The sequence below is a fragment of the Rhodococcus sp. OK519 genome (assembly GCF_003051005.1).
In the GTDB taxonomy this organism is placed as follows: domain Bacteria; phylum Actinomycetota; class Actinomycetes; order Mycobacteriales; family Mycobacteriaceae; genus Prescottella.
The window spans coordinates 195383-220889 of sequence record NZ_QAOW01000004.1 but is presented as its reverse complement, the minus strand read 5'-3'; the positions used below and the strand labels follow the sequence as shown (position 1 = coordinate 220889).

Annotated in this window: 23 protein-coding genes; 14 read left to right on the top strand and 9 right to left on the bottom strand. The window is 67.5% G+C overall.

Annotated features, from left to right (window positions below):
• Positions 1 to 9: 9 nt before the first annotated feature.
• From metH to hisG, 6 genes are read left to right on the top strand one after another with little or no spacing between them, the layout of a single operon-like run.
• Positions 10 to 3579, top strand: a complete 3570-nt coding sequence (gene metH / locus C8K36_RS13370) for a methionine synthase (protein ID WP_107984979.1) — start codon at positions 10 to 12, stop codon at positions 3577 to 3579.
• A complete protein-coding gene (locus C8K36_RS13365) occupies positions 3572 to 4270 on the top strand; it encodes an HAD family hydrolase (protein ID WP_107984978.1) in 699 nt (232 codons plus the stop codon). Before metH ends, C8K36_RS13365 begins: the two co-directional genes overlap by 8 nt.
• 2 nt (positions 4271 to 4272) lie before the next feature.
• Positions 4273 to 5127, top strand: coding sequence for a rhodanese-related sulfurtransferase (locus tag C8K36_RS13360; protein WP_107984977.1), 855 nt, complete (start codon positions 4273 to 4275; stop codon positions 5125 to 5127).
• 19 nt (positions 5128 to 5146) lie between these two features.
• The gene (locus C8K36_RS13355) at positions 5147 to 6058 is read left to right on the top strand and encodes a pseudouridine synthase (RefSeq protein ID WP_107984976.1); all 912 of its coding nucleotides are present in this window, start codon (positions 5147 to 5149) and stop codon (positions 6056 to 6058) included.
• Complete coding sequence (locus tag C8K36_RS13350) at positions 6055 to 6336, top strand: phosphoribosyl-ATP diphosphatase (protein ID WP_181319537.1); 282 nt, start codon at positions 6055 to 6057, stop codon at positions 6334 to 6336. The genes C8K36_RS13355 and C8K36_RS13350 overlap by 4 nt, the downstream gene beginning before the upstream one ends.
• A 49-nt stretch (positions 6337 to 6385) precedes the next feature.
• Positions 6386 to 7237 carry an ATP phosphoribosyltransferase gene (gene hisG, locus C8K36_RS13345; protein WP_107984974.1) on the top strand — a complete coding sequence of 284 codons (852 nt, stop codon included), beginning with the start codon at positions 6386 to 6388 and terminating at the stop codon, positions 7235 to 7237.
• Positions 7238 to 7308: 71 nt separating this feature from the next.
• Here hisG and C8K36_RS13340 read toward each other — a convergent pair whose 3' ends face one another.
• Both C8K36_RS13340 and C8K36_RS13335 read right to left on the bottom strand, forming a co-directional pair.
• Entirely contained in the window at positions 7309 to 8118 is an 810-nt protein-coding gene (locus C8K36_RS13340) for a thioesterase family protein (RefSeq protein ID WP_107984973.1), read from the bottom strand.
• 11 nt (positions 8119 to 8129) lie between these two features.
• On the bottom strand, positions 8130 to 9014 hold the full coding sequence (locus C8K36_RS13335; RefSeq protein ID WP_420910889.1) for a RecB family exonuclease: 885 nt from the start codon (positions 9012 to 9014) through the stop codon (positions 8130 to 8132).
• A 73-nt stretch (positions 9015 to 9087) separates the two neighbouring features.
• Here C8K36_RS13335 and C8K36_RS13330 point away from each other — a divergent pair, with 73 nt between their 5' ends.
• Positions 9088 to 9939, top strand: a complete 852-nt coding sequence (locus C8K36_RS13330) for a tRNA (adenine-N1)-methyltransferase (protein ID WP_107984971.1) — start codon at positions 9088 to 9090, stop codon at positions 9937 to 9939.
• 73 nt (positions 9940 to 10012) lie between these two features.
• Here C8K36_RS13330 and C8K36_RS13325 read toward each other — a convergent pair whose 3' ends face one another.
• Positions 10013 to 10501: a hypothetical protein gene (locus C8K36_RS13325; RefSeq protein WP_107984970.1), complete on the bottom strand. Its 489-nt coding sequence runs from the start codon at positions 10499 to 10501 to the stop codon at positions 10013 to 10015.
• Positions 10502 to 10699: 198 nt separating this feature from the next.
• Here C8K36_RS13325 and arc point away from each other — a divergent pair, with 198 nt between their 5' ends.
• The gene (gene arc, locus C8K36_RS13320; RefSeq protein ID WP_107984969.1) at positions 10700 to 12463 is read left to right on the top strand and encodes a proteasome ATPase; all 1764 of its coding nucleotides are present in this window, start codon (positions 10700 to 10702) and stop codon (positions 12461 to 12463) included.
• Between the two features lie 8 nt (positions 12464 to 12471).
• Here the strand turns inward: arc and C8K36_RS13315 are convergent, their stop codons facing one another.
• The 5 genes from C8K36_RS13315 to C8K36_RS13295 form a co-directional block, all read right to left on the bottom strand.
• On the bottom strand, positions 12472 to 12978 hold the full coding sequence (locus C8K36_RS13315) for an NUDIX hydrolase (RefSeq protein ID WP_107984968.1): 507 nt from the start codon (positions 12976 to 12978) through the stop codon (positions 12472 to 12474).
• Between the two features lie 43 nt (positions 12979 to 13021).
• Complete coding sequence (locus C8K36_RS13310; RefSeq protein ID WP_107984967.1) at positions 13022 to 14494, bottom strand: cellulase family glycosylhydrolase; 1473 nt, start codon at positions 14492 to 14494, stop codon at positions 13022 to 13024.
• A gap of 60 nt (positions 14495 to 14554) precedes the next feature.
• Positions 14555 to 16699: a phosphocholine-specific phospholipase C gene (locus tag C8K36_RS13305; RefSeq protein ID WP_107985192.1), complete on the bottom strand. Its 2145-nt coding sequence runs from the start codon at positions 16697 to 16699 to the stop codon at positions 14555 to 14557.
• A 90-nt stretch (positions 16700 to 16789) separates the two neighbouring features.
• Complete coding sequence (locus C8K36_RS13300) at positions 16790 to 17812, bottom strand: HEAT repeat domain-containing protein (RefSeq protein WP_107984966.1); 1023 nt, start codon at positions 17810 to 17812, stop codon at positions 16790 to 16792.
• A 12-nt stretch (positions 17813 to 17824) separates the two neighbouring features.
• A complete protein-coding gene (locus C8K36_RS13295; RefSeq protein WP_181319536.1) occupies positions 17825 to 18499 on the bottom strand; it encodes a HEAT repeat domain-containing protein in 675 nt (224 codons plus the stop codon).
• Positions 18500 to 18591: 92 nt separating this feature from the next.
• On the opposite strand from C8K36_RS13295, the gene C8K36_RS13290 reads away from it, so the two are divergent.
• The 5 genes from C8K36_RS13290 to prcA all read left to right on the top strand — a co-directional run bounded on the left by C8K36_RS13290 (position 18592) and on the right by prcA (position 22541).
• Positions 18592 to 18978 carry a nitroreductase family deazaflavin-dependent oxidoreductase gene (locus C8K36_RS13290; protein ID WP_181319535.1) on the top strand — a complete coding sequence of 129 codons (387 nt, stop codon included), beginning with the start codon at positions 18592 to 18594 and terminating at the stop codon, positions 18976 to 18978.
• A gap of 55 nt (positions 18979 to 19033) precedes the next feature.
• A complete protein-coding gene (gene dop, locus C8K36_RS13285) occupies positions 19034 to 20533 on the top strand; it encodes a depupylase/deamidase Dop (RefSeq protein ID WP_107984964.1) in 1500 nt (499 codons plus the stop codon).
• Between the two features lie 132 nt (positions 20534 to 20665).
• Complete coding sequence (locus C8K36_RS13280) at positions 20666 to 20860, top strand: ubiquitin-like protein Pup (RefSeq protein ID WP_107984963.1); 195 nt, start codon at positions 20666 to 20668, stop codon at positions 20858 to 20860.
• A 116-nt stretch (positions 20861 to 20976) separates the two neighbouring features.
• Positions 20977 to 21732, top strand: coding sequence for a proteasome subunit beta (gene prcB / locus C8K36_RS13275; protein ID WP_258195418.1), 756 nt, complete (start codon positions 20977 to 20979; stop codon positions 21730 to 21732).
• Positions 21729 to 22541, top strand: a complete 813-nt coding sequence (gene prcA / locus C8K36_RS13270; RefSeq protein ID WP_107984961.1) for a proteasome subunit alpha — start codon at positions 21729 to 21731, stop codon at positions 22539 to 22541. Before prcB ends, prcA begins: the two co-directional genes overlap by 4 nt.
• Here prcA and C8K36_RS13265 read toward each other — a convergent pair.
• Positions 22538 to 23956 carry a bifunctional phosphatase PAP2/diacylglycerol kinase family protein gene (locus C8K36_RS13265; protein WP_107984960.1) on the bottom strand — a complete coding sequence of 473 codons (1419 nt, stop codon included), beginning with the start codon at positions 23954 to 23956 and terminating at the stop codon, positions 22538 to 22540. The genes prcA and C8K36_RS13265 overlap by 4 nt on opposite strands.
• 117 nt (positions 23957 to 24073) lie before the next feature.
• Here C8K36_RS13265 and pafA point away from each other — a divergent pair, with 117 nt between their 5' ends.
• The gene (gene pafA, locus C8K36_RS13260) at positions 24074 to 25432 is read left to right on the top strand and encodes a Pup--protein ligase (protein WP_181319534.1); all 1359 of its coding nucleotides are present in this window, start codon (positions 24074 to 24076) and stop codon (positions 25430 to 25432) included.
• The last annotated feature ends 75 nt before the right edge of the window (positions 25433 to 25507 follow it).

The window sequence follows — 25507 nt, the reverse complement described above, 5'->3', positions numbered from 1 at the left end:
CTGGACGGCATGTCTGCACCATTCCACTCTGCCCTGCTCGATGCGCTGAAGCAGCGTGTTGTCATCGGCGACGGCGCCATGGGCACGATGTTGCAGGCCGCGGATCTGACTCTCGACGACTTCCTCGGCCTCGAAGGCTGCAACGAGATTCTCAACGAGACCCGTCCTGACGTGCTGCGCGACATCCACCGCGCGTACTTCGAGGCCGGTGCCGACGCGGTCGAGACCAACACCTTCGGTTGCAACCTCCCGAACCTTGCCGATTACGACATCGCCCACCGCATTCGCGATCTGTCCGAGCGTGGCACCCGCATCGCCCGCGAGGTCGCCGACGAGATGGGGCCCGGCCGCGACGGCATGAGCCGGTTCGTCCTCGGATCGATGGGACCGGGCACGAAGCTGCCCACGCTCGGCCACGCGCCGTTCGCGGTCCTGCGCGACGCCTACGCCGAATCCGCGCTCGGCATGATCGAGGGCGGCGCCGACGCGATCCTCGTCGAGACCTGCCAGGACCTGCTCCAGGTGAAGGCGGCGATCATCGGCAGCCAGCACGCGATGGAGAAGCTCGGCAAGCGACTGCCGATCATCACCCACGTGACGGTGGAGACCACCGGCACGATGCTGCTCGGCAGCGAGATCGGTGCCGCGCTCACGGCACTCGAACCGCTCGGCATCGACATGATCGGCCTCAACTGCGCCACCGGGCCCGACGAGATGAGCGAGCACCTGCGGCACCTGTCGCGGCACTCGAAGCTGCCGGTGTCGGTGATGCCGAACGCCGGTCTGCCGCAGCTCGGTCCGAACGGCGCCGAATACCCGCTCTCGGCCGAGGATCTCGCGATCGCGCTCTCGGGCTTCGTCAGCGAGTACGGGCTCGCGTTCGTCGGCGGCTGCTGTGGCACCACCCCGGAACACATCAGCCGGGTCGCCGAGGCCGTCCGCAACGTCGAGAGGGCGCAGCGCGCCCCGCAGCCCGAGGACGGCACGTCGTCGCTGTACCAGTCGGTGCCGTTCGACCAGGACGCATCGATCCTGATGATCGGTGAGCGCACCAACTCCAACGGCTCCAAGGCATTCCGTGAAGCGATGATCGCCGAGGACTACCAGAAGTGCATCGACATCGCGAAGGATCAGACCCGCGACGGCGCACACATGCTCGATCTCAACGTCGACTACGTCGGACGCGACGGCGCGGCCGACATGGCGGCGCTCGCCAGCCGCTTCGCGACCGCGTCGACGCTGCCGATCATGCTCGACTCCACCGAGCCGGAGGTGCTGCGGGCGGGCCTCGAGCACCTCGGTGGCCGCAGCGCGGTCAACTCCGTGAACTACGAGGACGGTGACGGGCCGACGTCTCGCTACCAGCGGATCATGGAGCTGGTGAAGGAACACGGCGCCGCCGTGGTGGCACTGACCATCGACGAGGAAGGCCAGGCCCGTACCGCCGATCACAAGGTGCGGATCGCCGAGCGGCTGATCGAGGACATCACCACGAGGTGGGGGCTGTCCCAGTCGGACATCATCATCGACGCGCTCACCTTCCCGATCTCGACCGGTCAGGAGGAGGTGCGGCGCGACGGCATCGAGACGATCGAGGCGATCCGCGAGATCAAGCGCCGCTACCCGGACGTTCACTTCACGCTCGGCATCTCGAACATCTCGTTCGGCCTCAACCCGGCCGCCCGTCAGGTGCTCAACTCGGTGTTCCTGCACGAGTGCACCGCCGCCGGCCTCGACACCGCGATCGTGCACGCCTCGAAGATCCTGCCGATGGCGCGGATCCCGGACGAGCAGCGCGAGACGGCGCTCGACCTGGTCTACGACCGCCGCCGCGAGGGCTACGACCCGCTGCAGAAGCTGATGGAACTGTTCGAGGGCGTCTCGGCGGCGTCGGCGCGCGCCTCGCGGGCCGAGGAACTCGCGGCACTGCCGCTCTTCGAGCGCCTTGCCCGACGCATCGTCGACGGCGAGCGGAACGGCCTCGAGGCCGACCTCGACGCTGCGATGCTCGAACGTCCGCCGCTCGAGATCATCAACGACACGCTGCTGTCCGGCATGAAGACCGTCGGTGAACTGTTCGGCTCCGGCCAGATGCAGCTCCCGTTCGTGCTGCAGTCCGCCGAGGTCATGAAGGCTGCCGTCGCACACCTCGAACCGCACATGGAATCGACCGGCGACGACGGCAAGGGCCGGATCGTGCTCGCGACCGTCAAGGGCGACGTCCACGACATCGGCAAGAACCTGGTCGACATCATCCTGTCCAACAACGGGTACGAGGTCGTCAACATCGGCATCAAGCAGCCGATCGCGACCATCCTCGACGTCGCGCTCGACAAGAAAGCCGACGTCATCGGCATGTCGGGTCTGCTCGTGAAGTCGACGGTCGTGATGAAGGAGAACCTCGAGGAACTCAACGCCAAGGGTGTGGCCGAGCAGTTCCCGGTTCTCCTCGGAGGTGCTGCGCTCACGCGTTCGTACGTCGAGAACGACCTGTCCGCGGTCTACCAGGGTGAGGTGTCGTATGCGCGTGACGCGTTCGAGGGCCTGAACCTGATGGACACGATCATGGCCGTCAAGCGTGGCGAGGGTCCGGCGCCGGACAGCCCGGAGGCGTTGGCGGCCGCAGCGAAGGCCGCCGAGCGAAAGGCGCGGCACGAGCGCTCGAAGCGGATCGCCGACAAGCGCAAGTCGGAGGCGGCACCGGTCGACGTGCCGGAGCGCTCCGACGTCGCCATCGACATCGCGGTGCCGAAGCCGCCGTTCTGGGGCACCCGGATCGTCAAGGGCATTGCGCTCGGCGAGTATTCGGGTCTGCTCGACGAGCGGGCACTGTTCCTCGGGCAGTGGGGTCTGCGTGGCCAACGCGCCGGCGACGGCCCGACGTACGAGGAGCTCGTCGAGACCGAGGGGCGTCCGCGCCTGCGGTACTGGCTCGACCGGCTCAGCACCGAGGGCGTGCTGCAACACGCCGCCGTCGTCTACGGGTACTTCCCAGCGGTCTCCGAGGGCGACGACGTGATCGTCCTCGAGTCGCCGGAACCCGATGCGCCCGAGCGTTTCCGGTTCACGTTCCCGCGTCAGCAGCGCGACCGGTTCCTGTGTATCGCCGACTTCGTGCGGTCCCGCGAGGACGCGCGTAAGGACGGGCGGGTCGACGTGCTGCCGATGAACCTCGTGACCATGGGCCAGCCCATCGCGGATTTCGCGAACGAACTGTTCGCCGCGAACGCCTACCGCGACTACCTCGAGGTGCACGGCATCGGCGTCCAGCTCACCGAGGCGCTGGCCGAGTACTGGCATCGCCGCGTTCGCGAGGAACTGGTCCTGCCCGGCGGCCACAACATCGCGGAGCAGGATCCGGCGAACGTGGAGGATTTCTTCAAGCTCGAGTACCGCGGTGCGCGTTACTCGTTCGGCTACGGCGCGTGCCCCGATCTGGAGGACCGGCGCAAGCTCGTCGCGCTCCTCGAGCCGGAGCGGATCGGCGTCGAGCTGTCCGAAGAGGTTCAGCTGCATCCCGAGCAGTCCACCGACGCGTTCGTGCTGCACCACCCGGAGGCCAAGTACTTCAATGTTTGATCGAACGTCATCGGTATCGGCGGGCACCCTGCGTGCCGTCCTGTGGGACATGGACGGCACGCTGCTCGAGTCGGAGAACCTGTGGGACATCGGGGTTCGGGAGTTGTCGCTGCATCTGGGCGGCCCGATGTCGGAGGAGACTCGGCTCGCGACGATCGGGGCGTCCAGCCTCAACGCGCTCACCACGGTGTTCGCGTCACTGGGCCTCGATCCGCACCCGGAGGCGCTCGCCGACGCGAAGAAGTGGCTGTACACGCGCATGGGGGAGTTGTTCGCGGCAGGTCTGCCGTGGCGACCCGGCGCCCAGCAGGCGCTGCACACCGTGCGGTCGGCGGGACTCGGCTCGGCGCTCGTGACCAACACCGATCGTGAGCTGTGCGAGTTCGCGCTCGACACCCTGGGTCGTGAGCACTTCGACCACTCGGTATGCGGCGACGAGGTGCCGGAGGGAAAGCCCGACCCGGCGCCGTACCTGCGGGCCGCGGAATTGCTCGGTGTGGAGCCCGGAGAATGCCTCGCGGTGGAGGATTCGCCGACGGGTGCCGCGGCCGCCGACGCCGCCGGTTGCACCGTGCTGGTCATTCCGTCGATCACCGATGTTCCGGCGTCGGCGAACCGAATCTTCCGCACCACCCTCGAAGGTCTGACGGAGTCGGACCTGTTCGCGCTGCATCGGCGGGAGGTGGCCTGACGGTGGCTACTCCGAAAATAGTTCTGTTCTATCGGTTCACGCCGCTCGCCGACCCCGAGGCGATCCGGCTGTGGCAGCACACGCTGGCGGCGTCGAACAACCTGACGGGCCGGATCCTGATCTCGGAGCACGGCATCAACGCCACCGTCGGCGGTGACATCGCCGACGTCAAGCGCTACGTGCGCGGCACCCGCGCATACGCGCCGTTCAAGGACGCCGACATCAAGTGGTCGGACGGTGTCGGCGACGACTTCCCGCGGTTGTCGGTGAAGGTGCGCCCCGAGATCGTCACCTTCGGTGCCCCGGACGAGCTGAAGGTCGACGCCGACGGGGTCGTCGGCGGCGGTGTTCACCTGTCGCCCAACGAGCTTCACGAACTGGTGACCCAGCGCGGCGACGACGTCGTGTTCTTCGACGGCCGCAACAAGTTCGAGGCCGAGATCGGGCGATTCCGGAACGCCGTCGTCCCGGACGTCGCGACCACCCGAGACTTCCTGGCCGAGCTCGACAGCGGCCGCTACGACCACCTCAAGTCCAAGCCGGTCGTCACGTACTGCACCGGCGGTGTGCGTTGTGAGGTGCTCTCGGTGCTGATGCGCAATCGCGGGTTCGACGAGGTCTACCAGATCGACGGCGGCATCGTCCGCTACGGCGAGGCCTTCGGCGACGAGGGCCTGTGGGACGGATCGCTGTACGTGTTCGACAAGCGGATGAATCTTCGGTTCAGCGACAAGGCGGTGACACTCGGGACGTGCACGATGTGTCAGGCCCCCACGTCGCGGTACCGCAACCAGCCGGACATGGACGGCCGCGAGTTGACGCTCGTGTGCGAGTCGTGCGTGCCGGACGACGCCTGACCGGCCGAGAGTTCTGACGATGGTGCGCGCCCCGCTGCCGGTACGGGACGGACTCGGCCCCGACCGGATCCGCATGCCGGCCGGACTCGCCGCCGCGACCGTCGTGGAGTTCCTGTCCGAACACCATGCCGACGAGGACTGGGCGGGCCGGATCGCCGCGCGGGAGGTCGTCGACGAGCACGGGCGTGCCGTCGACGGCGCCACCCGCTACCAGCCGACCCGGTTCGTGTACTTCTACCGGGAGCCGGCCCCGGAGGTCCCGGTCCCCTTCGCTATCGATGTGTTGCACCACGGGCGCGGGCTCGTCGTCGTCGACAAGCCACACTTCCTGTCGACGATTCCGCGCGGCGCGCACATCCGGGAGACCGTCGTCGTGCGACTGCGGCGCGACCTGGATCTGCCCGACCTGGTCCCGGTCCACCGTCTGGACCGGATGACCGCGGGGGTGCTGCTGTGCACGTCCGATCCCGAGCTGCGCAGGCCCTACCAGGAGATGTTCGAACGGCAGCGGGTGCGCAAGGTGTACGAGGCGATCGCACCGTACCTCGACGACGTCGAGTTTCCGCGCACCGTGCGCAGCCGGATCCGGAAGGTCCACGGCGAACTCACCGCGTACGAGGAACCGGGAGAGCCGAATTCGGAGACGCGGATCGAGCTGGTCGAACGCCTGGGCACGCTGGCTCGGTATCGGCTGCACCCGCGCACCGGCCGCACCCATCAGCTGCGTCTGCACCTGAATTCGCTGGGCGCGCCCATTGTCGGCGACAACTTCTACCCCGTGTTCCGTCGCCGGGACAGGGACGACTTCACCGACCCGCTGCGGCTGCTGGCCCGAAGACTCGAGTTCGACGATCCGGTGACGGGGGAGCTCAGGCGATTCGAGAGCCGACGGACGCTGGATGCTGAGTTCGAGGCGCCGGGCGCCTCGTGAGAGAATCGGAACCCGTGAAGACCTTCGAATCCCTGTTCGCTGAGCTGACCGAGCGCGCCGCCTCCCGCCCCGAGGGATCCGGCACCGTTGCTGCGCTGGACGCTGGTGTCCATGCGCAGGGCAAGAAGGTGCTCGAGGAGGCCGGCGAGGTCTGGATCGCCGCCGAACACGAGAGCGACGAAGCTCTCTCCGAGGAAATCTCTCAGCTGCTCTACTGGGTCCAGGTCCTGATGGTGGGCAAGGGTCTGAAGCTCGAAGACGTCTACCGACATCTGTGAGTTCGGCCTCGACTGACTGCACCCCATCGTCCCGGAAGGACCACCTCACATGCTGCGCGTAGCAGTACCCAACAAGGGATCGCTCTCCGAGTCCGCGAGCCAGATTCTCTCGGAGGCGGGTTACCGTCGGCGCACCGATTCGCGCGATCTGACGGTTCTCGACCCCACCAACAACGTCGAGTTCTTCTTCCTGCGCCCCAAGGACATCGCGATCTACGTCGGTTCCGGCGAGCTCGATCTGGGCATCACCGGCCGCGACCTCTCGCGTGACTCGGGTGCCCCGGTCGACGAGCGCCTCGCGCTCGGTTTCGGCGGCTCCACCTTCCGCTACGCCGCACCGGCAGGAAAAGACTGGGCCGTCGAGGATCTGGCGGGCCTGCGGATCGCGACGTCGTACCCGAACCTGGTGCGCACCGATCTGGCCGCGCGCGGCCTCGAGGCCACCGTCATCCGTCTCGACGGCGCCGTCGAGATCTCGATCCAGCTCGGTGTGGCCGACGCCATCGCCGACGTCGTCGGCTCGGGGCGGACGCTCCGTCAGCACAACCTCGTGGCGTTCGGCGACTCGCTGTGCGACTCGGAGGGAGTGCTCATCGAGCGCCAGGGCTCCGACCGCAACGACAAGGCCCGCAACCAGCTCATCGCCCGCGTGCAGGGAGTCGTGTTCGCGCAGCAGTACCTGATGCTCGACTACGACTGCCCCAAGACCGCTCTGGACGAGGCCGTCAAGGTCACGCCGGGACTCGAGTCGCCCACGCTCTCGCCGCTGGCGGACCAGAGCTGGGTCGCCGTGCGGGCCATGGTTCCGCGCAAGGGCCACAACGCCGTCATGGACCAGTTGGCCGACCTCGGCGCCAAGGCGATCCTGGCGTCCGACATCCGGTCCTGCCGCGCCTTCTGACACAGTCCGCATACGTCGACGGCGGTGCTTCCCGAATCGGGGAAGCACCGCCGTCGACGTATGCGGAGTCTCTAGCGGGCGCGGATCTGGAGGGTCTGGTTGATCCGTCCCACCGCGCCGGCCTCGTCGTAGATGATGCCGGCACACATACCGACACCGTCGGGCCCGTACGACGTCTCGGACGAAAGTCCGATCCACTCGCCGTCCGGCACTCGGAACAGGTGGACGGTCAGGTCGGTATTGAGGAAGGTCCACTCGCCCGGGTGGATCTTCGCGCCGACACCGTTGGAGACGTCGACGACGGTGAACAGCCGCTGGACGGGACTCAGCGACTCACCTTCGACCAGAACGGGATTGGGGCGCGCCCACACCTGTCCGGGGCCCTCGCAGCCGATCTCGGCCAGCCAGCGCCAGTCCAGGCTGGTCACGAATCCGGTGCCCCAGAACGGGCCGTCCATGTCGACCTCGTGCGCTTCGGACACCGGGCGCAGGGGAGCGTCGGCCGTGCGCACGACGGCCGCGGTGTCGACCGTCTCCATCCGCCACCCGGTGCCGCGCGCGACCGCCCGCGCGGTGCCGTCGGGTCCGGCGGCCCACAGTTCCGCAACCACCAATTCGACACGCCGGCCGGGGCGCTCGACCCACGAACGTACCTCGATGTCGCTGATCGGGATGGGGCCGAGGATCTCGATGACGACGCGGGTCAGCCGAGCATCGGGCCGGGCGTTACAGCGCTCGAGCGCGCGGACCAACAGCGCCGACGGCGGCGCCCCGTGCTGCATCGTGTCGGCCCACGTGCTCGCGGTCAGCGGCGTGGACGTGAACCGCTCGACGCCGTCCTCCGCACTTCCGAGCGGTACGTAGTAGGCCTGATCGCTCACTCGACTGTCTCCTAGAACTCCGAACTCTCCTCCGTGGGAACGTCCGGCCAGCCCGGATACGGGGGCGGTGTTCCTCCGAAGGCCGGGCAACGCGTCTTATGGTCGCACCAGTCACACAATCGGCCCGGATTGGGGCGGAAGTCACCTTCGGCACCCGCCTCGACGATCGCTTGCCAGATCGCGGAGAGTGTTCGCTCGAACCGACGCAGCTCACCTTCGTCCGGGTCGTACGTGAGTGCCTGGCCGTCCCCGAGGTACAGCAACTGCAGCCGCGCCGGGACGATGCCACGCGTCCGCAACAGGACGAGTGCGTAGAACTTCATCTGGAACAGTGCCTTGGACTCGGCCAGCTCCCACGGCGCCCGACCGGTCTTGTAGTCGACCACCCGGATCAGACCGGTGGGCGACACGTCGATGCGGTCGACGAACCCGCGCAGCAGTACCCCGTCGTCGAGTTCCGTCTCGACGCGCAATTCACACGCTTCCGGATCGAAGCGCGTCGGATCCTCGAGCCGGTAGTAGGTCGCGACCAGCCGCCGGGCCTCGGTGAGGAACTTCGCGCGCTCGTCGGGGCCGATCAGATCGGCGAGGTCCGGCGAGTCGGCGAGCGCGCGCTCCCACGCCGGTTCGACGAGCTCGCCGGCCCGCTCGGGAACTCGCTGGTCGGCGGGCAACGCGAACAGCGCCTCGAGCGCGGCATGCACGACGGTGCCCTTGACCTGCGCCTTCGATGACGTCTCGGGGATGCGGTCGATGGCACGGAACCGATACAGCAGCGGGCACTGCTTGAAATCGCTCGCTCGTGACGGCGACAGTGCCAACCGGCGCCCACGGGTCTGCCCGGGCTCCTGACCGGCGTCGGCGCCGCCAGGGGCAGGGTGCGTCGGAACGGTGATGGTCACGCCTGGCAGGCTATGCGCTGGGTCCGACACTGTGTCGGGCACCTCGAACGAATGGAGTGGGCGCGAGATGGCATCAGGCGGACTGGGACGTAGCGGACCGTTTCAGGTCGGTGACCGCGTCCAACTCACCGATGCCAAGGGGCGCAAGTACACGGTGATCCTGGAACCCGGAAAGGAGTTCCACACCCACCGCGGCGGAATCCTGCACGACGCCCTGATCGGGACCGACGAGGGCTGCGTCGTCACCTCCACCAACGGGACCCCGTACCTCGCGCTGCGCCCATTGCTCACCGACTACGTGCTGTCGATGCCGCGCGGCGCCCAGGTGATCTACCCGAAGGATGCGGCGCAGATCGTCCATGAGGGCGACGTCTTCCCCGGCGCGCGAGTGCTCGAGGCAGGAGCGGGTTCGGGCGCGCTGACCTGCTCGCTGCTGCGGGCCGTCGGACCGACCGGCCGGGTCACGTCTTACGAGGTCCGCGAGGACCATGCCGAGCACGCCGTCCGCAACGTCGAGACGTTCTTCGGTGGCCGGCCCGAGAACTGGGATCTGACGATCGCCGATCTCGCCGAGTACGACGCCGACGTCGACGGCAAGGTCGACCGCGTCGTGCTCGACATGCTGGCGCCGTGGGACGTCCTGCCCGCCGTGTCGAAGGCCCTCGTCCCGGGCGGCGTCCTGGTCGTCTACGTCGCGACCACGACGCAGCTGTCCAAGGTCGTCGAGGCGATGCGCGAGCAGGAATGCTGGACCGAACCGCGCTCGTGGGAGTCGATCGTTCGTGGCTGGCACGTTGTCGGCCTCGCGGTGCGCCCGGAGCACCGGATGCAGGGTCACACCGCCTTCCTCGTCACCGCCCGACGTCTCGCCGAGGGCACGGTGACCCCCAAGCCGCAGCGGCGCCCCGGCAAAGGCTGAGAGAGCCCGCCCGAACCACGAAAGGGCCCGTCGCGCGAAGTTGCGCGACGGGCCCTTTCGTGTGATCAGGAGATCAGGAGCAGGAGAGTCGTCCCATGCCGAAGATCTCACAGGTGCTGGCGTCCGCGATGACCCAGGAGCCGTCCTTCTGGACGAAGGTGACCGGGACCGGTGCGCCACCGTGCGGGCCCGCGATCTGCGTGGTTGCAACGACGGTGTCACCGTCGACGGCCACCTCGCCCACCGTCGCCGTCAGCGGGTAGCCCGCGAGCACGTCGTTGAACTGTCCGAGCAGGGCTGTGCGCCCGGTTCCGTCCTCGATCACCGCGGCCTTCTGCTCGACGGTGGTGGCGGGATCGAAGAAGGTCGTCAGCTGTTCCTGCAGGACCTGCGCGGACGGTGCAGCAGCGTCGGCCGACGATGCCGAAGCGGTCGTGGACGGGACTGCCGAGGTGGCCGCGGTGGTCGAGGCCGTGTCCGACGAATCGTCCGAGCTGCACGCAGTCATTCCGAGGGCGGCGACCAGCACGCCGACGGCGACGAGGGATTTACGGATGATCACGGTGGGACCTTTCGTTACGGGGGCACGATCGGACACGACCGGCCGGTAGGAAGGTAAGGCTAACATGGGCGTTTCGAACCGATGACGTGCGTCACGGCTCGCCGACGACTGGGTCTCGAAGGAGTTCGAGCCCGTGTCACACCCCGCTTTGCCCGCGCTGCCGGTAGCGTTGATAGATCGGACTGGGAGGAGCTGCACATGAACCCGACAGAGAATCCGGACCCGGTTGCCGCGGCACGTGAACTCGATGCGCTGCGGGCAGAAACAGCGGCGCTCCGTAGGCAACTCGCGGAATCCCCCGAGCAGTTGCGCGAACTCGAGTCCCGACTGGATTCGCTCACCGTTCGCAACGGCAAGTTGATGGACACGCTCAAAGAGGCCCGGCAGCAGCTCATCGCCCTCCGGGAAGAGGTCGACCGGCTCGGCCAGCCCCCCAGTGGGTACGGCATCCTGCTCGCTGTCCACGAGGATCAGACCGTGGACGTCTTCACGTCGGGACGCAAGATGCGCCTCACGTGCTCGCCCAACGTCGCGACCGACACCCTTCAGCTGGGCCAGACGGTCCGCCTCAACGAGGCGCTCACGATCGTCGAGGCGTCGCGGTTCGAGAGCATCGGTGAGATCTGCGCTCTGCGTGAGGTTCTCGACGACGGGCAACGTGCGCTCGTGGTCGGTCACGCGGACGAGGAGCGGGTCGTGTGGCTCGCCGCCCCGCTTGCGGAGATCGCCGAGGCCGACATCGTCACGGATCCGGATTCCCCCACCCGCCGCCTGCGGCCCGGCGACTCCCTCCTGGTCGACACCAAAGCGGGGTATGCGTTCGAGCGCATCCCGAAGGCCGAGGTCGAGGACCTGGTGCTCGAGGAAGTCCCGGATGTCGGCTACCACGACATCGGTGGACTGGGTCGGCAGATCGAACAGATCCGAGATGCCGTCGAACTGCCGTTCCTCCACAAGGATCTGTTCCACGAGTACGCGCTGCGGCCGCCGAAGGGCGTGCTGCTCTACGGGCCTCCGGGCTGCGGTAAGACGCTGATCGCGAAGGCCGTCGCGAACTCGCTGGCCAAGAAGATTGCGGAGTCCCGGGGCGAGGACAGCAAGGAGGCCAAGTCCTACTTCCTCAACATCAAGGGTCCCGAGCTGCTCAACAAGTTCGTCGGTGAGACCGAGCGGCATATCCGGATGATCTTCCAGCGGGCCCGGGAAAAGGCCTCCGAGGGCACACCCGTGATCGTGTTCTTCGACGAGATGGACTCGATCTTCCGCACCCGCGGATCGGGGGTGTCGTCCGACGTCGAGACGACGGTCGTGCCGCAGTTGCTCAGCGAGATCGACGGCGTCGAGGGGCTCGAGAACGTCATCGTGATCGGCGCGTCCAACCGCGAGGACATGATCGACCCCGCGATCCTGCGCCCCGGGCGCCTCGATGTGAAGATCAAGATCGAACGGCCCGATGCCGAGTCGGCGCAGGACATCTTCTCGAAGTACCTCACCGAGACGCTGCCCGTCCACGCCGACGACCTCGCCGAGTTCAACGGCGATCGCGCAGCGTGCGTCAAGGCGATGATCGAACGGGTCGTGGACCGGATGTACGCCGAGAGCGACGACAACCGGTTCCTCGAGGTCACGTATGCGAACGGTGACAAGGAGGTCCTGTACTTCAAGGACTTCAACTCGGGCGCGATGATCCAGAACATCGTGGACCGCTCCAAGAAGTACGCGATCAAGGCGGTGCTCGAGACGGGGTCGCCAGGTCTGCGGGTGCAGCACGTCTTCGATTCGATTGTCGACGAGTTCTCGGAGAACGAGGACCTGCCGAACACCACCAACCCGGACGACTGGGCGAGGATCTCAGGCAAGAAGGGCGAGCGGATCGTCTACATTCGCACACTCGTCACGGGGAAGAACGCCAGCGCGAGCCGTGCCATCGACACCGAGTCGAACACGGGTCAGTACCTCTAGTCCCAGCGTCAGCCGAGGTAGTCGGCCAGCAGGGCCCGGGTGTCCGGAACGAACGGCCACTCCGGGTCCTGCAGGTGCGTGTGGAGTTCGTCCGCGGTCCACCACCAGCCGTCGGTGATCTCGCTGGGCTGATGGCGGATCGGCCCGTCGTAGCGCGTCTCGAACGCGAACAGGTGGCACCGCAGCGGCGCGCCGTTCCACGTCCCGTCCCACGCGATCCGGGAAATCGGGGTCAGTTCGACGCCCGTAACCCCCAGTTCCTCCTCCAACTCGCGGCGCGCGGTCTGTTCCGGTGTCTCGCCGGGATCGACGACGCCACCGGCAAGACAGTCGTGCATGCTCGCGAACACGGCCTTCTGGGGCGTCCGGCGGTGCACATAGATGCGCGAGCCGTCGAGCGAGCGCAACAGGACGCCGGCGCTGGCGTGCCACAGTCCCTCCGCGTACACCCGTGAGCGCGGCGCAGTGCCGATCGGTTCACCCTGTGCGTCGTAGACCGCAACGACTTCCTCCATGAAGCCATCGTCGCATCGACGACCGTTCATCGCTTTCGCCGGATCAGGCTGCCGGGGTCACAGTGACAGTCACGGTGCCCGAATCGGTCGGCGTCCGCACCGTGAGCAATCGACTCTCGCGGTTCCAGCCCACGACATCGGCGCCGTCGACCCGGGCGTCGCCCGGGAACCCGGCTTCCGGGAGATAGATCTCCGTGGGGGCGCTGACGGCGGCATCCGGCTCGATCGTGAGCTGGAGGCGATCCGTGGTCGACGACCACTCGACCGGGGTGCCGGCGACTGCACGCGGGTACGGCTTGTTCAGGGTGTCGACCAGCAGCGTCTCGGTGCCGTCGGGAAGGTACGGGCCCCAGGGGCCGGGATCGCTGGACCAGTACGAGACTCCGGCGCCCATCTCGCGCGCGGTCGCGTAGACGCGTTCGATGTAGTCCCGGGCGCCGGGCAGTGTGGTGTCCAGGCCGAATTCGCCGAGGATGATCGGCACGTCACCGAGCACTCCGGCGGTGTGGACGGTGTTGGCGCGCCAGGCGTCGACGGTCACGTCGGTGAGCGTGCGTGCCAGGCCCTCGTGTCCGCCACCGATGTCGAGGGGCAGTGGGTAGAGGTGCGGGCAGTAGGCGATCCGCTGCTCACCCGCGCGGGGATCGTCGATCTTGGTGAGCCCGCTGGGCAGACCCTGATTGACGCCGATCGCCTGCGGGGCCACGCACACCCAGGTGTCCTGGTCGACCTGTCGGATGGCGTCGGTGGTCCGCTGGTACAGCGATGCAAGTGGTCCGGACTCGAACTCCGGGCCCAGCAGGGTGCCTCCCCAGGGCTCGTTCATCAGGTCGTAGGCCACGACGGCATCGTTGTCGGCGAAACGCGCGGCAACCGCACGCCACGCGTTCGCGTAGTGCTCGGTGAGCTCCGGGTGCTTGCCGGTGGTGTTCCAGAAGTTGTCGAACGCGCGCATCACACCGGGCTGGATGTAGTACAGCTCCCACCGGGGCTGAGGCTCCACCGGAAGCCCGTCCATGTACGTCGCCCAGGCCGGCGCGCCGTTGCCGATGTTGCCGGCGCCGTTTCCGCCGTCGCCGTCTGAGGTGATCGCCCCGGAGTACAGATCCTGGTGCATGTCGAGCATCACCTTGTAGCGGCGTTCGGCGTACCAGCCGACCCGATCCGCGACACGGTCCAGATACTGCTGGTCGTACACGCCCGGCGCGGGTTCGATCGAGCGCCAGGAGATCAGGAACCGCACGAAGTTGGTTCCCATGTCCGCGTATTCGCGGTCGAGATCTGCTTCGGTGAAGTCCGGCATACCGTCCGGCGCATTCTTTGCACTCGAGGCCGTGTTGAACCCGCGCAGGATCAGTGAACGGCCTGCATCGTCCTTCAAATAGGACGGTGTCAGCGCAGTGCTACTTCCACTTCCACTTCCGGACGTGGGGAAGCCGCTCTGCGCGGCCGCAATCCCACCTCCGAGCACCAGCGAGCCGGTCATGATCAGCGAAACGAGCCGGATACGACGCACGGGTCCTCCTAGTGGACTCTCGGGTTTATGTCGTTCGTTGCCGGGGCGCCGGCGACACCGTCATGTCAGCTGACTGACGCTGTCCTGTCCGTTCTCGACGTGACCGACGAGTCGTCGCCGGAAGTGGGGGTCCTCGTCGACGGACACGGTGGCCTCGTACCATCCGTTCGTCGACGACACCGTCAGTGATTCGGATCCGCCGGCCGTGATCCGACGCCGCTGACCGTCGACCTCGACGTTCAGGTCCCGGGCTCCCCGGTTGTCCACGGTCAGGGCGAGCGCCCGCGTCGCGGTGTCGATCATCGAGGACACGTCGAGTTCAGCCGCGGCTGCGTCGGTCGAACCGTCGAACTCGCGCCGGAAACCGTTGGGGCCCAGAAGTGTCAGGCTGTAGCGCGAGGCATTCAGGGGCACCGTGTCGGCGCTTTCGCCGAGGACGTCGTAGTGCCGCGGTACGTCGAACTCGCCGGCATAGGGGTACAGGGCCAGGTGCGCCGAGGCGGCCCCGGTGTTGACCAGTCGCAACCTCAACGAACGGGCTGCGGGATCCAGGGTCACGTGCGCGTCGGGCTGGTACGGCAGCGCGCGGGCCGGGCGGACACCCTCCTCCTGCTGAGGAGTTCGCTGGTCGACGGGTGGAGTCGGCGTCCATCGCGGTTCCAGAGGCGGGGTGGGCTGTGGTCGGGTGAGAGTGGGCCGGCTCCGCGGTGTGGCGAAGTCGAACGCCGACATCAGGTCTCCGCTCACCGTCCGACGCCACGGGTCGATTTCCGGTTGACTGATCCCGAAGCGCTTCTCCAGGAACTGCGTGACCGCTGTGTGGTCGAACAGCTGGGAGCACACGAATCCGCCCACGGTCCACGGTGAGATGATCGTCATCGGCACCCGCGGACCGAGCCCGAGCGGCTGACCCGCCACCCATTCGGTATCGGCCGACAGTGGTGGACGCGGCGGTGGCACGTGGTCGAAGTAGCCGTCGTTCTCGTCGAAGTTGACGATCACGGCCGTCTTCGACCAGAGGTCCGGATCGGAGGCGATAGCGTCGAGTACCTCGTAGAGCAACGTCGCGCTCGCCGCGGGCGACGATCCGGACGGATGCTCCGAATCGACCTCGGGCGGAACCAGATAGCTGACCTGCGGCAGTCTGCCGGACTCGACGTCGTCACGGAACTCGGCGGCAAGGGTCCCCGGCCGTGAGCGGTAGAGCGCGCGGTCGTACAGCTGCCGGTCGGCGGGGGAGAGTCCGTTCACCGCGACCTCGAGCGCACCCACCGCCACGTCCTGGGCGGCGGTCGGCAACTCGGGTAGCGCGAGATAGAACCCGGCCAGAGTCTGCAGCTCATAGGGGATCAGGCCGGGGTTGCCGAGGAGGCGGGCACCAACCTTCTTGAAGGTGGTGAAGTACTCGAGGTTGTTGTCGCCGAAATTGTCCCACTCCTGGTACGTCTTCCAGGTGATGCCGGCGGCCTGTAGCCGCTCGGGAACGGTGGGCCACCCGTAGCCGGCGTGCCAGGGGTTGTAGGCGGCGTTGGTGACGGCGCGCCCTTCCGGGCCCGCCGGCTCCGACGACCCGGACACCCCCAACGCATCCATCGAGCCGAACGGATTGAGGCCGGGCGGCTCGAATCCGGTGTACCCGGACACCCAGTAGTTGCGGTTCGGGCTGGTCGACGTCGGCACCGAGCAGTGGTAGGCGTCGCAGATGGTGAACGCGTCCGCGAGTTCGTAGTGGAACGGGATGTCCTGGCGGTCGTAGTAGGCCATCGTCGTGCCGGTCTTGGCTGCGATCCAGCCGTCGTGCCAGCCGTCCGCGAGGGCCTGGTGCCCGCCCTCCCAGCTGTGGTCCAGTCCGGTGACGTTCTGGACGTCCATGCGCTGCGCGGAGGCCGAATCCCGGATCGGGAACGGCAGTACCCGGCCGTCGGCCGCCGGCTGCTCGAAGACGGTGGACCCGGTCCGCAACTGCAGTGCGTTGGGGTCGCCGAACCCCCGCACCCCGCGCAGGGTCCCGTAGTAGTGATCGAACGACCGGTTCTCCTGCATGAGGAGGACCACATGCTCGACCGAGTCCAAGTTCCCCGGTGGTACCGGTGCGGCCAGTGCCCGTTGCAGCGATGGCGGAAGCAGCGAGCCGGCCGCGACTGCGGCGGCTGCTCCTATGCCGGCGGTGAGAAAACCGCGCCGGGAGAGAGTCCTTCGGGTCACATCAGCTCCGCCGGTAGCAGTGATCTGGATCACTGCAGGACTGTAGACCAACCGTCCAGTTCATTCACGAAGATCGACATATCCCCCCGATCAGCGGGGTCTCGAACGCCGAGCCCGCGCATTGTCCTGCGCGCGGACGATCGCCGCGGCAGTGGCCGCGATCGTCCGATTGCCGTCGCGGGTGAGTCGAGTGAGGACGCCCCTGGCCTCGGGACCGGGAATCTCGGCAAGCGCCTGCGTGATTCGCAGCCGCCTGGGCGGGTCATCCGCGTCGCCCAGCTCGTCCAGTAGGAGCTCGACGACGTCCTCGGCGGGGATCGAGACCGCTGTCAGTGCTCCCAGCACCTCGGCGGCCTCGACGTCGCGGTGCCCCTCCAGGACCATCTCGAGGAGGGTAGGAATCGAATCTGCGCTGCCCCGAGAACCCAGGGCCAGGGCGGCGCGCCCTCGGATCGTGGCGTCCGTATCGCGCAGGGCTCGTGTCAGAAGTGCCGCGGCTTCGCCGGTGTGCACTTCGGCAATCGCGGCCGCGGCGCGACGCCGCACATCGACGGCCTCCGAGTCGAGGCCGACGGCGAGGGCCGCGAGTCCCTCACCGGACCTGGCCAACGACCAGTGGAGTGCCCCTGCGACGTTGAGGTCGTCCTCCGAGAGGGCAGCGTCGACCAGTGCCTCGATCGGCAGCGCCGTCGGACCGTCCTGGGACAGGACCGCCTGTTGTCGACGTGCCGCAGACTCGGAGCCGAGCCCCTGGAGGAGTGCGACGATCCGCAAAGCGTCGTCCCATTCCTCGGGGGCCGCGGCGTTGACGTGCTCGAGTCGCGCGAGCAGTTCCTCCTCGGCGGCGATCCTCCGCCGCGTGTGGCGGATGAGGTCGCCGACCAGATCCGTCGGCGCGAAATCGGTTTCGTCGAGCGCCCGCTTGGACTCGTCCAACGACAACCCCAGCGTCCGCAGGCTCTCGACGTGAAAGAGCCGTCGGATGTCGTCAGCCGAGTACTCGCGGTAGCCGCCCGCCGTGCGACCTGTGGGCTGCACCAGACCCAACGCGTCGTAGTGCCGCAGCATCCGCGCACTGACACCGGAGCGCCGCGAGACCTCGCCGATCAGCATTTGTATCTCCTCCTAGGTGTCCGGGCCGGTGATCGCGACGCGCTTCGCGATGTCGAGTGAAAGGGTGAACCCGCTTTCGGGGTCTCGGAATAGCCCCAGCGTGGCCTCGACATGGGCATGGATCCGCGGATCGAGGCTTCCTGCCGCCGCGTCGAGGACCGGCAGAGCCGCATCCCCGAGCGCCACCAGCGCACGGCTCAGGCTCAGCTGACGTTGCACGTCACCGCGTCCGAGTTCCCGGGTGAGGTCCGCGGCGAGGACGGCCTTTTCGCCGTCCGGCACCAACGCGACGGATGCCCGCCACGCGCTGCGGGCGGCCTCGTCGTGCTCGTCGTGCAGCAGGGTCGTCACCGCGGGCCACGCGCTCCGATCCCCGATCTTCGACAGCGTGTGCAGGGCCTGGCTGCGGGCCTGTCCGGTGTCCGACGTCAGTTCGGTGAGCAGTCTCGGCACCGTGATCGCGGCGGGCAGTCGGCACAACGCCCAGGTCAGCATGTCGCGGACGTAGAAGTCCGGCTCGACCGCGCACCTGGCGACGAGTGCATCCGCCATCTGGGGATCGCCCTCGGTGCCGGCCGAGAGGGCCGCGCGCAAGCGAGCCGACGGGTTCGTGGCGGCGAGAGCGGCGCGAGCGTCGACGAGGTGAGCAACGGGCCCACCGTGGTTGGTTGTATTCACGACAACCACCTCCTTCGTCGACTATTCGAGTCCTTGCCACTGTGTCAGGGTCAAGTGTCGCTGGTCGGGATACGCTGGCGGGGACGAGAGGTGGTGACGCCGTGCCCCTTCCACGTTCACTCGCGCGGGCCAACCGGGTGGGACTCAATCGCGCCGTGGTCCACGTCGCCGGACGCTTGCCGGGCTTCGCGCTGATGCATCACCGTGGTCGACGCTCCGGTCGGAGTTACACGACGCCGGTCAATGCGTTTCGGATCGGAAACGGCTATCGATTCGCGCTGACCTACGGTTCGAACAGTGACTGGGCGCGCAACGTCGTCGCGGCGGGGGAGTGCGACATCACCGTTCGCGGCCGAACAGTGCACCTCACGGATCCTCGGCTGGAGAAAGACAGATCGGCGCGGTGGGCACCAGGGCCGGTGGGGATGGTTCTACGCAGAATCGGCGCCGATACGTACCTCCAGTGCCGGATCGGCGAGGATCGATGACACGTTCCACGCTGTCGTCGGGATGCGAACGCCTCGAACGATCTAGGCTCGTGCCATGCAGCGGATCATCGGTATCGAGGTCGAGTACGGTATCTCTTCGCCCAGCGAGCCTTCGGCGAATCCGATTCTGACCTCCACGCAGGCAGTGCTGGCCTATGCGGCGGCCGCGGGTGTTCCGCGGGCCAAGCGCACCCGGTGGGACTACGAGGTGGAGTCGCCGTTGCGGGACGCTCGTGGATTCGATCTGGGCAGGCTCAACGGTCCCGCTCCGGTGATCGACGCCGACGAGGTGGGCGCCGCCAACATGATCCTCACCAACGGGGCGCGGCTGTACGTCGATCACGCGCATCCCGAGTACTCGGCACCCGAGGTCACCGATCCTATCGACGCCGTCATCTGGGACAAGGCGGGCGAACGGGTGATGGAGGCCGCGGCCCGGCATGCGTCGAGCGTTCCCGGCGCGCCGCGACTGCAGTTGTACAAGAACAACGTCGACGGCAAGGGCGCCTCGTACGGCACGCACGAGAATTACCTCATGTCCCGGGCGACGCCGTTCTCGGCGGTGATCACCGGGCTCGCCCCGTTCTTCGCATCGCGGCAGGTGATCTGCGGTTCGGGCCGCGTCGGCATCGGCCAGTCCGGGGACGAGGCCGGGTTCCAGTTGTCGCAGCGGGCCGACTACATCGAGGTGGAGGTCGGACTCGAGACCACACTCAAGCGGGGCATCATCAATACCCGCGACGAACCGCATGCGGACGCCGACAAGTATCGACGGCTGCACGTCATCATCGGTGATGCGAACCTGGCGGAGATGTCGACGTACCTCAAGGTCGGTACGACGGCACTGGTGCTCGACCTCATCGAGGCTGGCGTCGACCTGACCGACCTCCAGCTCGCTCGTCCGGTCACCGCGGTCCACCACATCAGTCACGATCCGACATTGCGGGCAACTGTCGCGCTCGCCGACGGCCGCGAGCTGACCGGTCTTGCACTGCAGCGGATCTACCTCGACCGCGTCGCCACGTTCGTCGACCGGGAGGGCAACGACGATCCGCGGGTGGCGGACATCATCGACAAATGGGCGATGGTGCTGGATCTACTCGAGCGCGACCCGATGGAGTGCGCACACCTGCTGGACTGGCCCGCCAAACTGCGCCTGCTCGAGGGCTTCCGCAATCGTGAGGGCCTGGCGTGGTCGGCGCCGCGGCTGCACATGATCGACTTGCAGTACTCGGACGTCCGGCTCGATAAGGGCCTGTACAACCGCCTGGTCGCGCGTGGCTCGATGGAGCGGCTCGTGTCCGAACAATCGGTGCTCGACGCGGTACACAACCCGCCGACCGACACCCGGGCCTTCTTCCGGGGTGAGTGTCTGCGCCGCTTCGGTGCCGACATCGCAGCGGCCAGCTGGGATTCGGTGATCTTCGATCTGGGCGGCGAATCGCTGGTGCGCATCCCGACGCTCGAGCCGTTGCGCGGCAGCCGCGCTCATGTCGGGAAGCTGCTGGACTCGGTGGATTCGGCGGCTGAGCTGGTGGATCAGCTTACGAACTGATTACGCCGGAGAATCGCGCCGCGCGCTTGCAACCCCACGGCCACTGTCGGTCGGTAGGGTTAGGGTCCGAGCAGGACGGACCGCCGGAGGGTTGCTCCGGTTCGGTCCGCGGTGAAGAGGAGGTCGGTGGCTATGGCTCAGGAGCAGACCAAGCGCGCTGGTGGCGGCGACGACGACGATGCCCCGATCGGCGAAGGCGCAGCCGGGCAGGAACGGCGCGAGAAGCTCGCAGAGGAAACCGACGATCTGCTCGACGAGATCGACGACGTGCTCGAGGAGAACGCCGAGGACTTCGTCCGCGCGTACGTCCAGAAGGGCGGCCAGTGACGGCCGGTCGTGCAGGGGCGCCGTCGACTGTTGGCGGCCTCGGTGCCGGACTCGGGTCGGGGTTCGCCTCGAATCTGTCCTCCTTCACCGAGTACCTGCGCCTCCACGCGCCGGAGATGCTGCCCGGCAATCGAATCGACATGAACCGCAACGGTTCCGACGGAGACGTGGCGCCGCACGGCACCACGATCGTGGCGTTGACGTTCGCCGGCGGCGTCGTGATCGCCGGTGACCGGCGCGCCACGATGGGCAACCTGATCGCCAGCCGCGACGTCGAGAAGGTGTTCGTCACCGACGACTACTCGGCAGCCGGAATCGCCGGCACTGCCGGTGTCGCCATAGAACTGGTCCGGCTGTTCGCCGTCGAACTCGAACACTACGAGAAGATCGAGGGCGTCCAACTCACCTTCGATGGCAAGGCCAACAGGCTGTCCTCGATGGTCCGCGGCAATCTCGGGGCCGCGATGCAGGGCCTTGCGGTCGTCCCGTTGCTCGTCGGCTTCGATCTGGATGCAGCCGACCCCGAACGCGCGGGTCGCATCGTGTCCTACGACGTGGTCGGCGGACGGTACGAGGAGCGGGCCGGCTACCACGCCATCGGTTCCGGATCACTGTTCGCGAAGTCGTCGCTCAAGAAGCTGTATCGCGAAGGCGCCGATGAGGATTCGGCCCTGCGGATGGCCATCGAAGCGCTGTACGACGCAGCCGACGACGACTCCGCCACCGGCGGGCCCGACCTGGTGCGCTCGATCTACCCGACGGCGGTGTCCATCACCTCGACCGGCGCGGTGAACGTGCCGGCGGAGCGGACTGCCGAATTGGCTCGCGCGGTCGTGGCCGGCCGCACCGAGGAAGGAAGCACACCGCGATGACGCTGCCGTACTACGCCTCCGCCGAGCAGATCATGCGCGATCGCTCGGAGTTGGCGCGCAAGGGAATCGCGCGCGGCCGGAGTGTCATCGTGCTGACGTTCGCCGACGGAGTCCTGTTCGTGGCGGAGAATCCGTCCACCGCGTTGCACAAGGTCAGCGAACTGTACGACCGACTGGGGTTCGCGGCCGTCGGCAAGTACAACGAGTTCGAGAACCTGCGCCGGGCGGGAATCGTGCATGCCGATATGCGCGGCTACTCCTACGACCGCCGCGATGTGACCGGTCGTTCGCTGGCCAACGGGTACGCCCAGACACTCGGGACGATCTTCACCGAACAGCCCAAGCCGTACGAGGTGGAGATCTGTGTCGCGGAGGTGGGCCCGCAGGGCGCGCCGCCGCAGGCCCAGCTGTACCGGATCACGTACGACGGATCGATCGTGGACGAGCAGCAGTTCGTCGTGATGGGCGGAACCACCGAGCCGATCGCGACGGCACTACGTGAGTCGTATCGTCCGGGAATGGATCTCGCCGAGGCGGTGTCCGTTGCGGTGACCGCGTTGCGGGACGGAACCCCGTCCGGCAACGGTGATTCCGAACGGCGTGCGCTGGGAGTCTCGGGCCTCGAGGTCGCCGTGCTCGACCAGTCCCGGCCGCGTCGTACGTTCCGGCGTATTGCGGGCGCCGCACTCGAGCCGTTGTTGCCTGCACCGCCGGCTCCCAAGCCCGACGCCAAGGACAGTGGCGGGCCCGGCGATACCCCCGATACCGGCGATACCCCCGAAACCGGGGATACCGCCGGATCCGACTAGACCTGCCGGTAGAGCACCACTCGCTGGGGTTCGCTGCGGAACTCGAAACGGCGGCCGTCGGCGACCACCTCGCCGTCGGTCGCCAACGCGACTGGGTCGCCGTCGATTTCGACCGATACCGCCGGAGCATTCTTGTGCACGTAGGTACGTGAGGTGCCGAGTGTTCCGGTGAGGGCCGCAGCGATGAGCCGCAGTCGTGAGAAGCGGTGATCAGCCAGCAGGTATCGCACATCGATGGTGCCTCGATGAATGTCGGGACGGGACATCGGCACCTGATCGGTCGGGAAGTAGCGGCCGTTCCCCACGAACAGCATCCAGATGGCGTGTTCGGCGCCGTCGATCGTGACCGCCAGAGGCTGAGCGGACGCCAGAACCCGTGCCATCGCGAAGGCCGCCGCCGGCCACTTGCCCAGGCGCGGTTGCCAGCGCTCGCGCAGTCGGACCGAGTCCGGGTATCCGCCCAGGCTCGCGGTGTTGACGAATGTCGCCTCCTGGTGGCCGTCGACCCGGATCCGGCCGAGGTCGACCAGTTCCGCGCTGCCACGCGCGATCGCTTCGGCGGTCGATGCGACGTCGCCGACTCCCGCGTCGCGCGCGAAGTGGTTGAGGGTGCCGCCGGGGAAGACCGCGAGCGGAAGGTCGTGCCGGACGGAGGCGTCCGCGACGGTCACGACAGTTCCGTCGCCCCCGCACACCCCGAGTGCCTTCGGTGAGCGTTCGACGACGATCTCGTCGATCTGAGTGTCGAAGTCGCGGTCGCCGTCGAACTCGACGATCCGTGCCTGCGGGAGTCGTTCCTCGATCTCGGTGCGCACCGAGTCGTCCTCGCTGCCGGACCCCGGGTTCACGAACACGATCATCCCGTCGCCGTCCGTCAGTGCCTGGGTTGTCCGATCCGGACCGAGCGTCGCCGGTTCCTCGTTCCGAACCGCCCACCAGCGCCTGGTCGCGAGCGCGACCGCCGCGCCCACACCCATTCCCACTGCGATGTCGGAGGGCCAGTGGACTCCGGTGTGCACCCGCGAGTACGCGACCGCGGCCGCGACGGGCGCGAGTGCGACCCCGGCCGCCGGATACTCGAGTGCGACTCCCACGGCGAAGGCTGCGGCGGACGCGGAGTGCCCGGAGGGGAACGACGACGAGCGAGGGGCGGGTAGACCGCGTCGCATCGCGAACTCAGTCGTGCCGGCGGGCGGACGACGGCGCGGGAACATCGGTTTGAGGACCGCGTTCGACAGTGCGCTCGCGCCGGCCACCGACAGCGCGCCACGCACTGCGGCCCTGCGAGCACGGCCGCCGGCCAGGCCCATTCCGGCCGCGACGCCCATCCACAGGACGCTGTGACTCGCGGCGTTGCTCAGTCCGCGGAGTCCGCCGTCGAGTCGTGACGGCGGCAACTCGGCGCTCAGACGCATGAGTATCCGGTCGGTACGTTCGGGGAAATATCTCACTTCGGCCACGTTCCCACCCTAGGGCCGCGAGGCTCATCGCGAACGGCAAGGCAAACGGCCTCCGCGCTGTACTGTCGAAGTGTGCAGCGACGAATCATGGGAATTGAGACCGAGTTCGGTGTCACCTGCACCTTTCACGGTCATCGACGGCTGAGTCCGGACGAGGTTGCCCGCTACCTCTTCCGGCGGGTGGTCTCGTGGGGCCGCAGTTCCAATGTCTTCCTCCGCAACGGGGCGCGACTGTATCTCGATGTCGGGTCACATCCCGAGTACGCGACCGCGGAATGCGACAGCCTGCTGCAACTCGTGAACCACGATCGGGCGGGCGAGCGCGTGCTCGAGGACCTTCTTGTCGACGCCGAACAAAGGCTCGCCGAGGAAGGCATCGGCGGCGACATCTACCTGTTCAAGAACAACACCGACTCGGCGGGAAACTCGTACGGGTGCCATGAGAACTTCCTCGTGGTCCGAGCGGGCGAGTTCTCCCGGATCTCCGACGTGTTGCTGCCGTTCCTCGTGACGCGCCAGTTGATCTGCGGCGCCGGCAAGATCCTGCAGACGCCGAAGGCGGCGACCTTCTGCCTGTCGCAGCGCGCCGAACACATCTGGGAGGGCGTGTCGTCCGCCACCACCCGTTCGCGGCCGATCATCAACACCCGCGACGAACCTCATGCCGACGCCGAGAAGTACCGGCGGCTCCATGTGATCGTCGGCGACTCGAACATGGCAGAGACCACGACGATGCTCAAGGTCGGCACCGCCGCCCTGGTTCTCGAGATGATCGAGGCCGGAGTTCCGTTCCGTGATTTCGCCCTCGACAACCCGATTCGTGCGATCCGCGAGGTCAGCCACGACCTTACGGGCCGTCGACCGGTTCGGCTCGCGGGTGGCCGCCAGGCGAGTGCGCTCGACATCCAGCGGGAGTACTACTCCCGCGCGGTCGATCATCTGCGTACCCGCGAGCGGGATCCACAGGTCGACCAGGTGGTCGATCTGTGGGGTCGCACCCTCGACGCCGTCGAGAACCAGGACTTCGCGAAGGTGGACACCGAGATCGACTGGGTCATCAAGCGAAAGCTGTTCCAGCGGTACCAGGACAAGTACGGCATGGATCTGGCGGATCCGAAGATCGCCCAGCTGGACCTGGCCTACCACGACATCAAGCGCGGTCGTGGTGTGTTCGACCTGTTGCAGCGCAAGGGCCTCGCGAAGCGGGTGACGGAGGACGAGACGATCGAGGCGGCCGTGCAGACCCCGCCGCAGACCACCCGTGCGAAATTGCGCGGCGAGTTCATCGCCGCCGCACAGGACGCGGGCCGTGACTTCACGGTGGACTGGGTGCACCTCAAGCTCAATGATCAGGCGCAGCGGACCGTGCTCTGCAAGGACCCGTTCCGCTCGGTCGACGAACGGGTCGAGCGGCTCATCGCTTCGATGTGACCGCGCCCATCGGTTCGTTCGGCGACCCTGCGAACGAAACGACCGTTTTGTTACCGTCCGGTCGGGGGTAGGACC

Excerpts from the sequence above, each read along its gene's own strand:
- C8K36_RS13355 (WP_107984976.1), top strand. The coding sequence starts at position 5,147 with ATGGTGCGCGCCCCGCTGCCGGTACGGGACGGACTCGGCCCCGACCGG.
- metH (WP_107984979.1), top strand. The coding sequence starts at position 10 with ATGTCTGCACCATTCCACTCTGCCCTGCTCGATGCGCTGAAGCAGCGT.
- C8K36_RS13280 (WP_107984963.1), top strand. The coding sequence starts at position 20,666 with ATGGCTCAGGAGCAGACCAAGCGCGCTGGTGGCGGCGACGACGACGAT.
- C8K36_RS13315 (WP_107984968.1), bottom strand. The coding sequence starts at position 12,978 with ATGGAGGAAGTCGTTGCGGTCTACGACGCACAGGGTGAACCGATCGGC.
- C8K36_RS13265 (WP_107984960.1), bottom strand. The coding sequence starts at position 23,956 with ATGCGTCTGAGCGCCGAGTTGCCGCCGTCACGACTCGACGGCGGACTC.
- arc (WP_107984969.1), top strand. The coding sequence starts at position 10,700 with ATGAACCCGACAGAGAATCCGGACCCGGTTGCCGCGGCACGTGAACTC.
- dop (WP_107984964.1), top strand. The coding sequence starts at position 19,034 with ATGCAGCGGATCATCGGTATCGAGGTCGAGTACGGTATCTCTTCGCCC.
- prcA (WP_107984961.1), top strand. The coding sequence starts at position 21,729 with ATGACGCTGCCGTACTACGCCTCCGCCGAGCAGATCATGCGCGATCGC.
- prcB (WP_258195418.1), top strand. The coding sequence starts at position 20,977 with ATGCTGCCCGGCAATCGAATCGACATGAACCGCAACGGTTCCGACGGA.
- C8K36_RS13365 (WP_107984978.1), top strand. The coding sequence starts at position 3,572 with ATGTTTGATCGAACGTCATCGGTATCGGCGGGCACCCTGCGTGCCGTC.
- C8K36_RS13330 (WP_107984971.1), top strand. The coding sequence starts at position 9,088 with ATGGCATCAGGCGGACTGGGACGTAGCGGACCGTTTCAGGTCGGTGAC.
- hisG (WP_107984974.1), top strand. The coding sequence starts at position 6,386 with ATGCTGCGCGTAGCAGTACCCAACAAGGGATCGCTCTCCGAGTCCGCG.
- C8K36_RS13300 (WP_107984966.1), bottom strand. The coding sequence starts at position 17,812 with ATGCTGATCGGCGAGGTCTCGCGGCGCTCCGGTGTCAGTGCGCGGATG.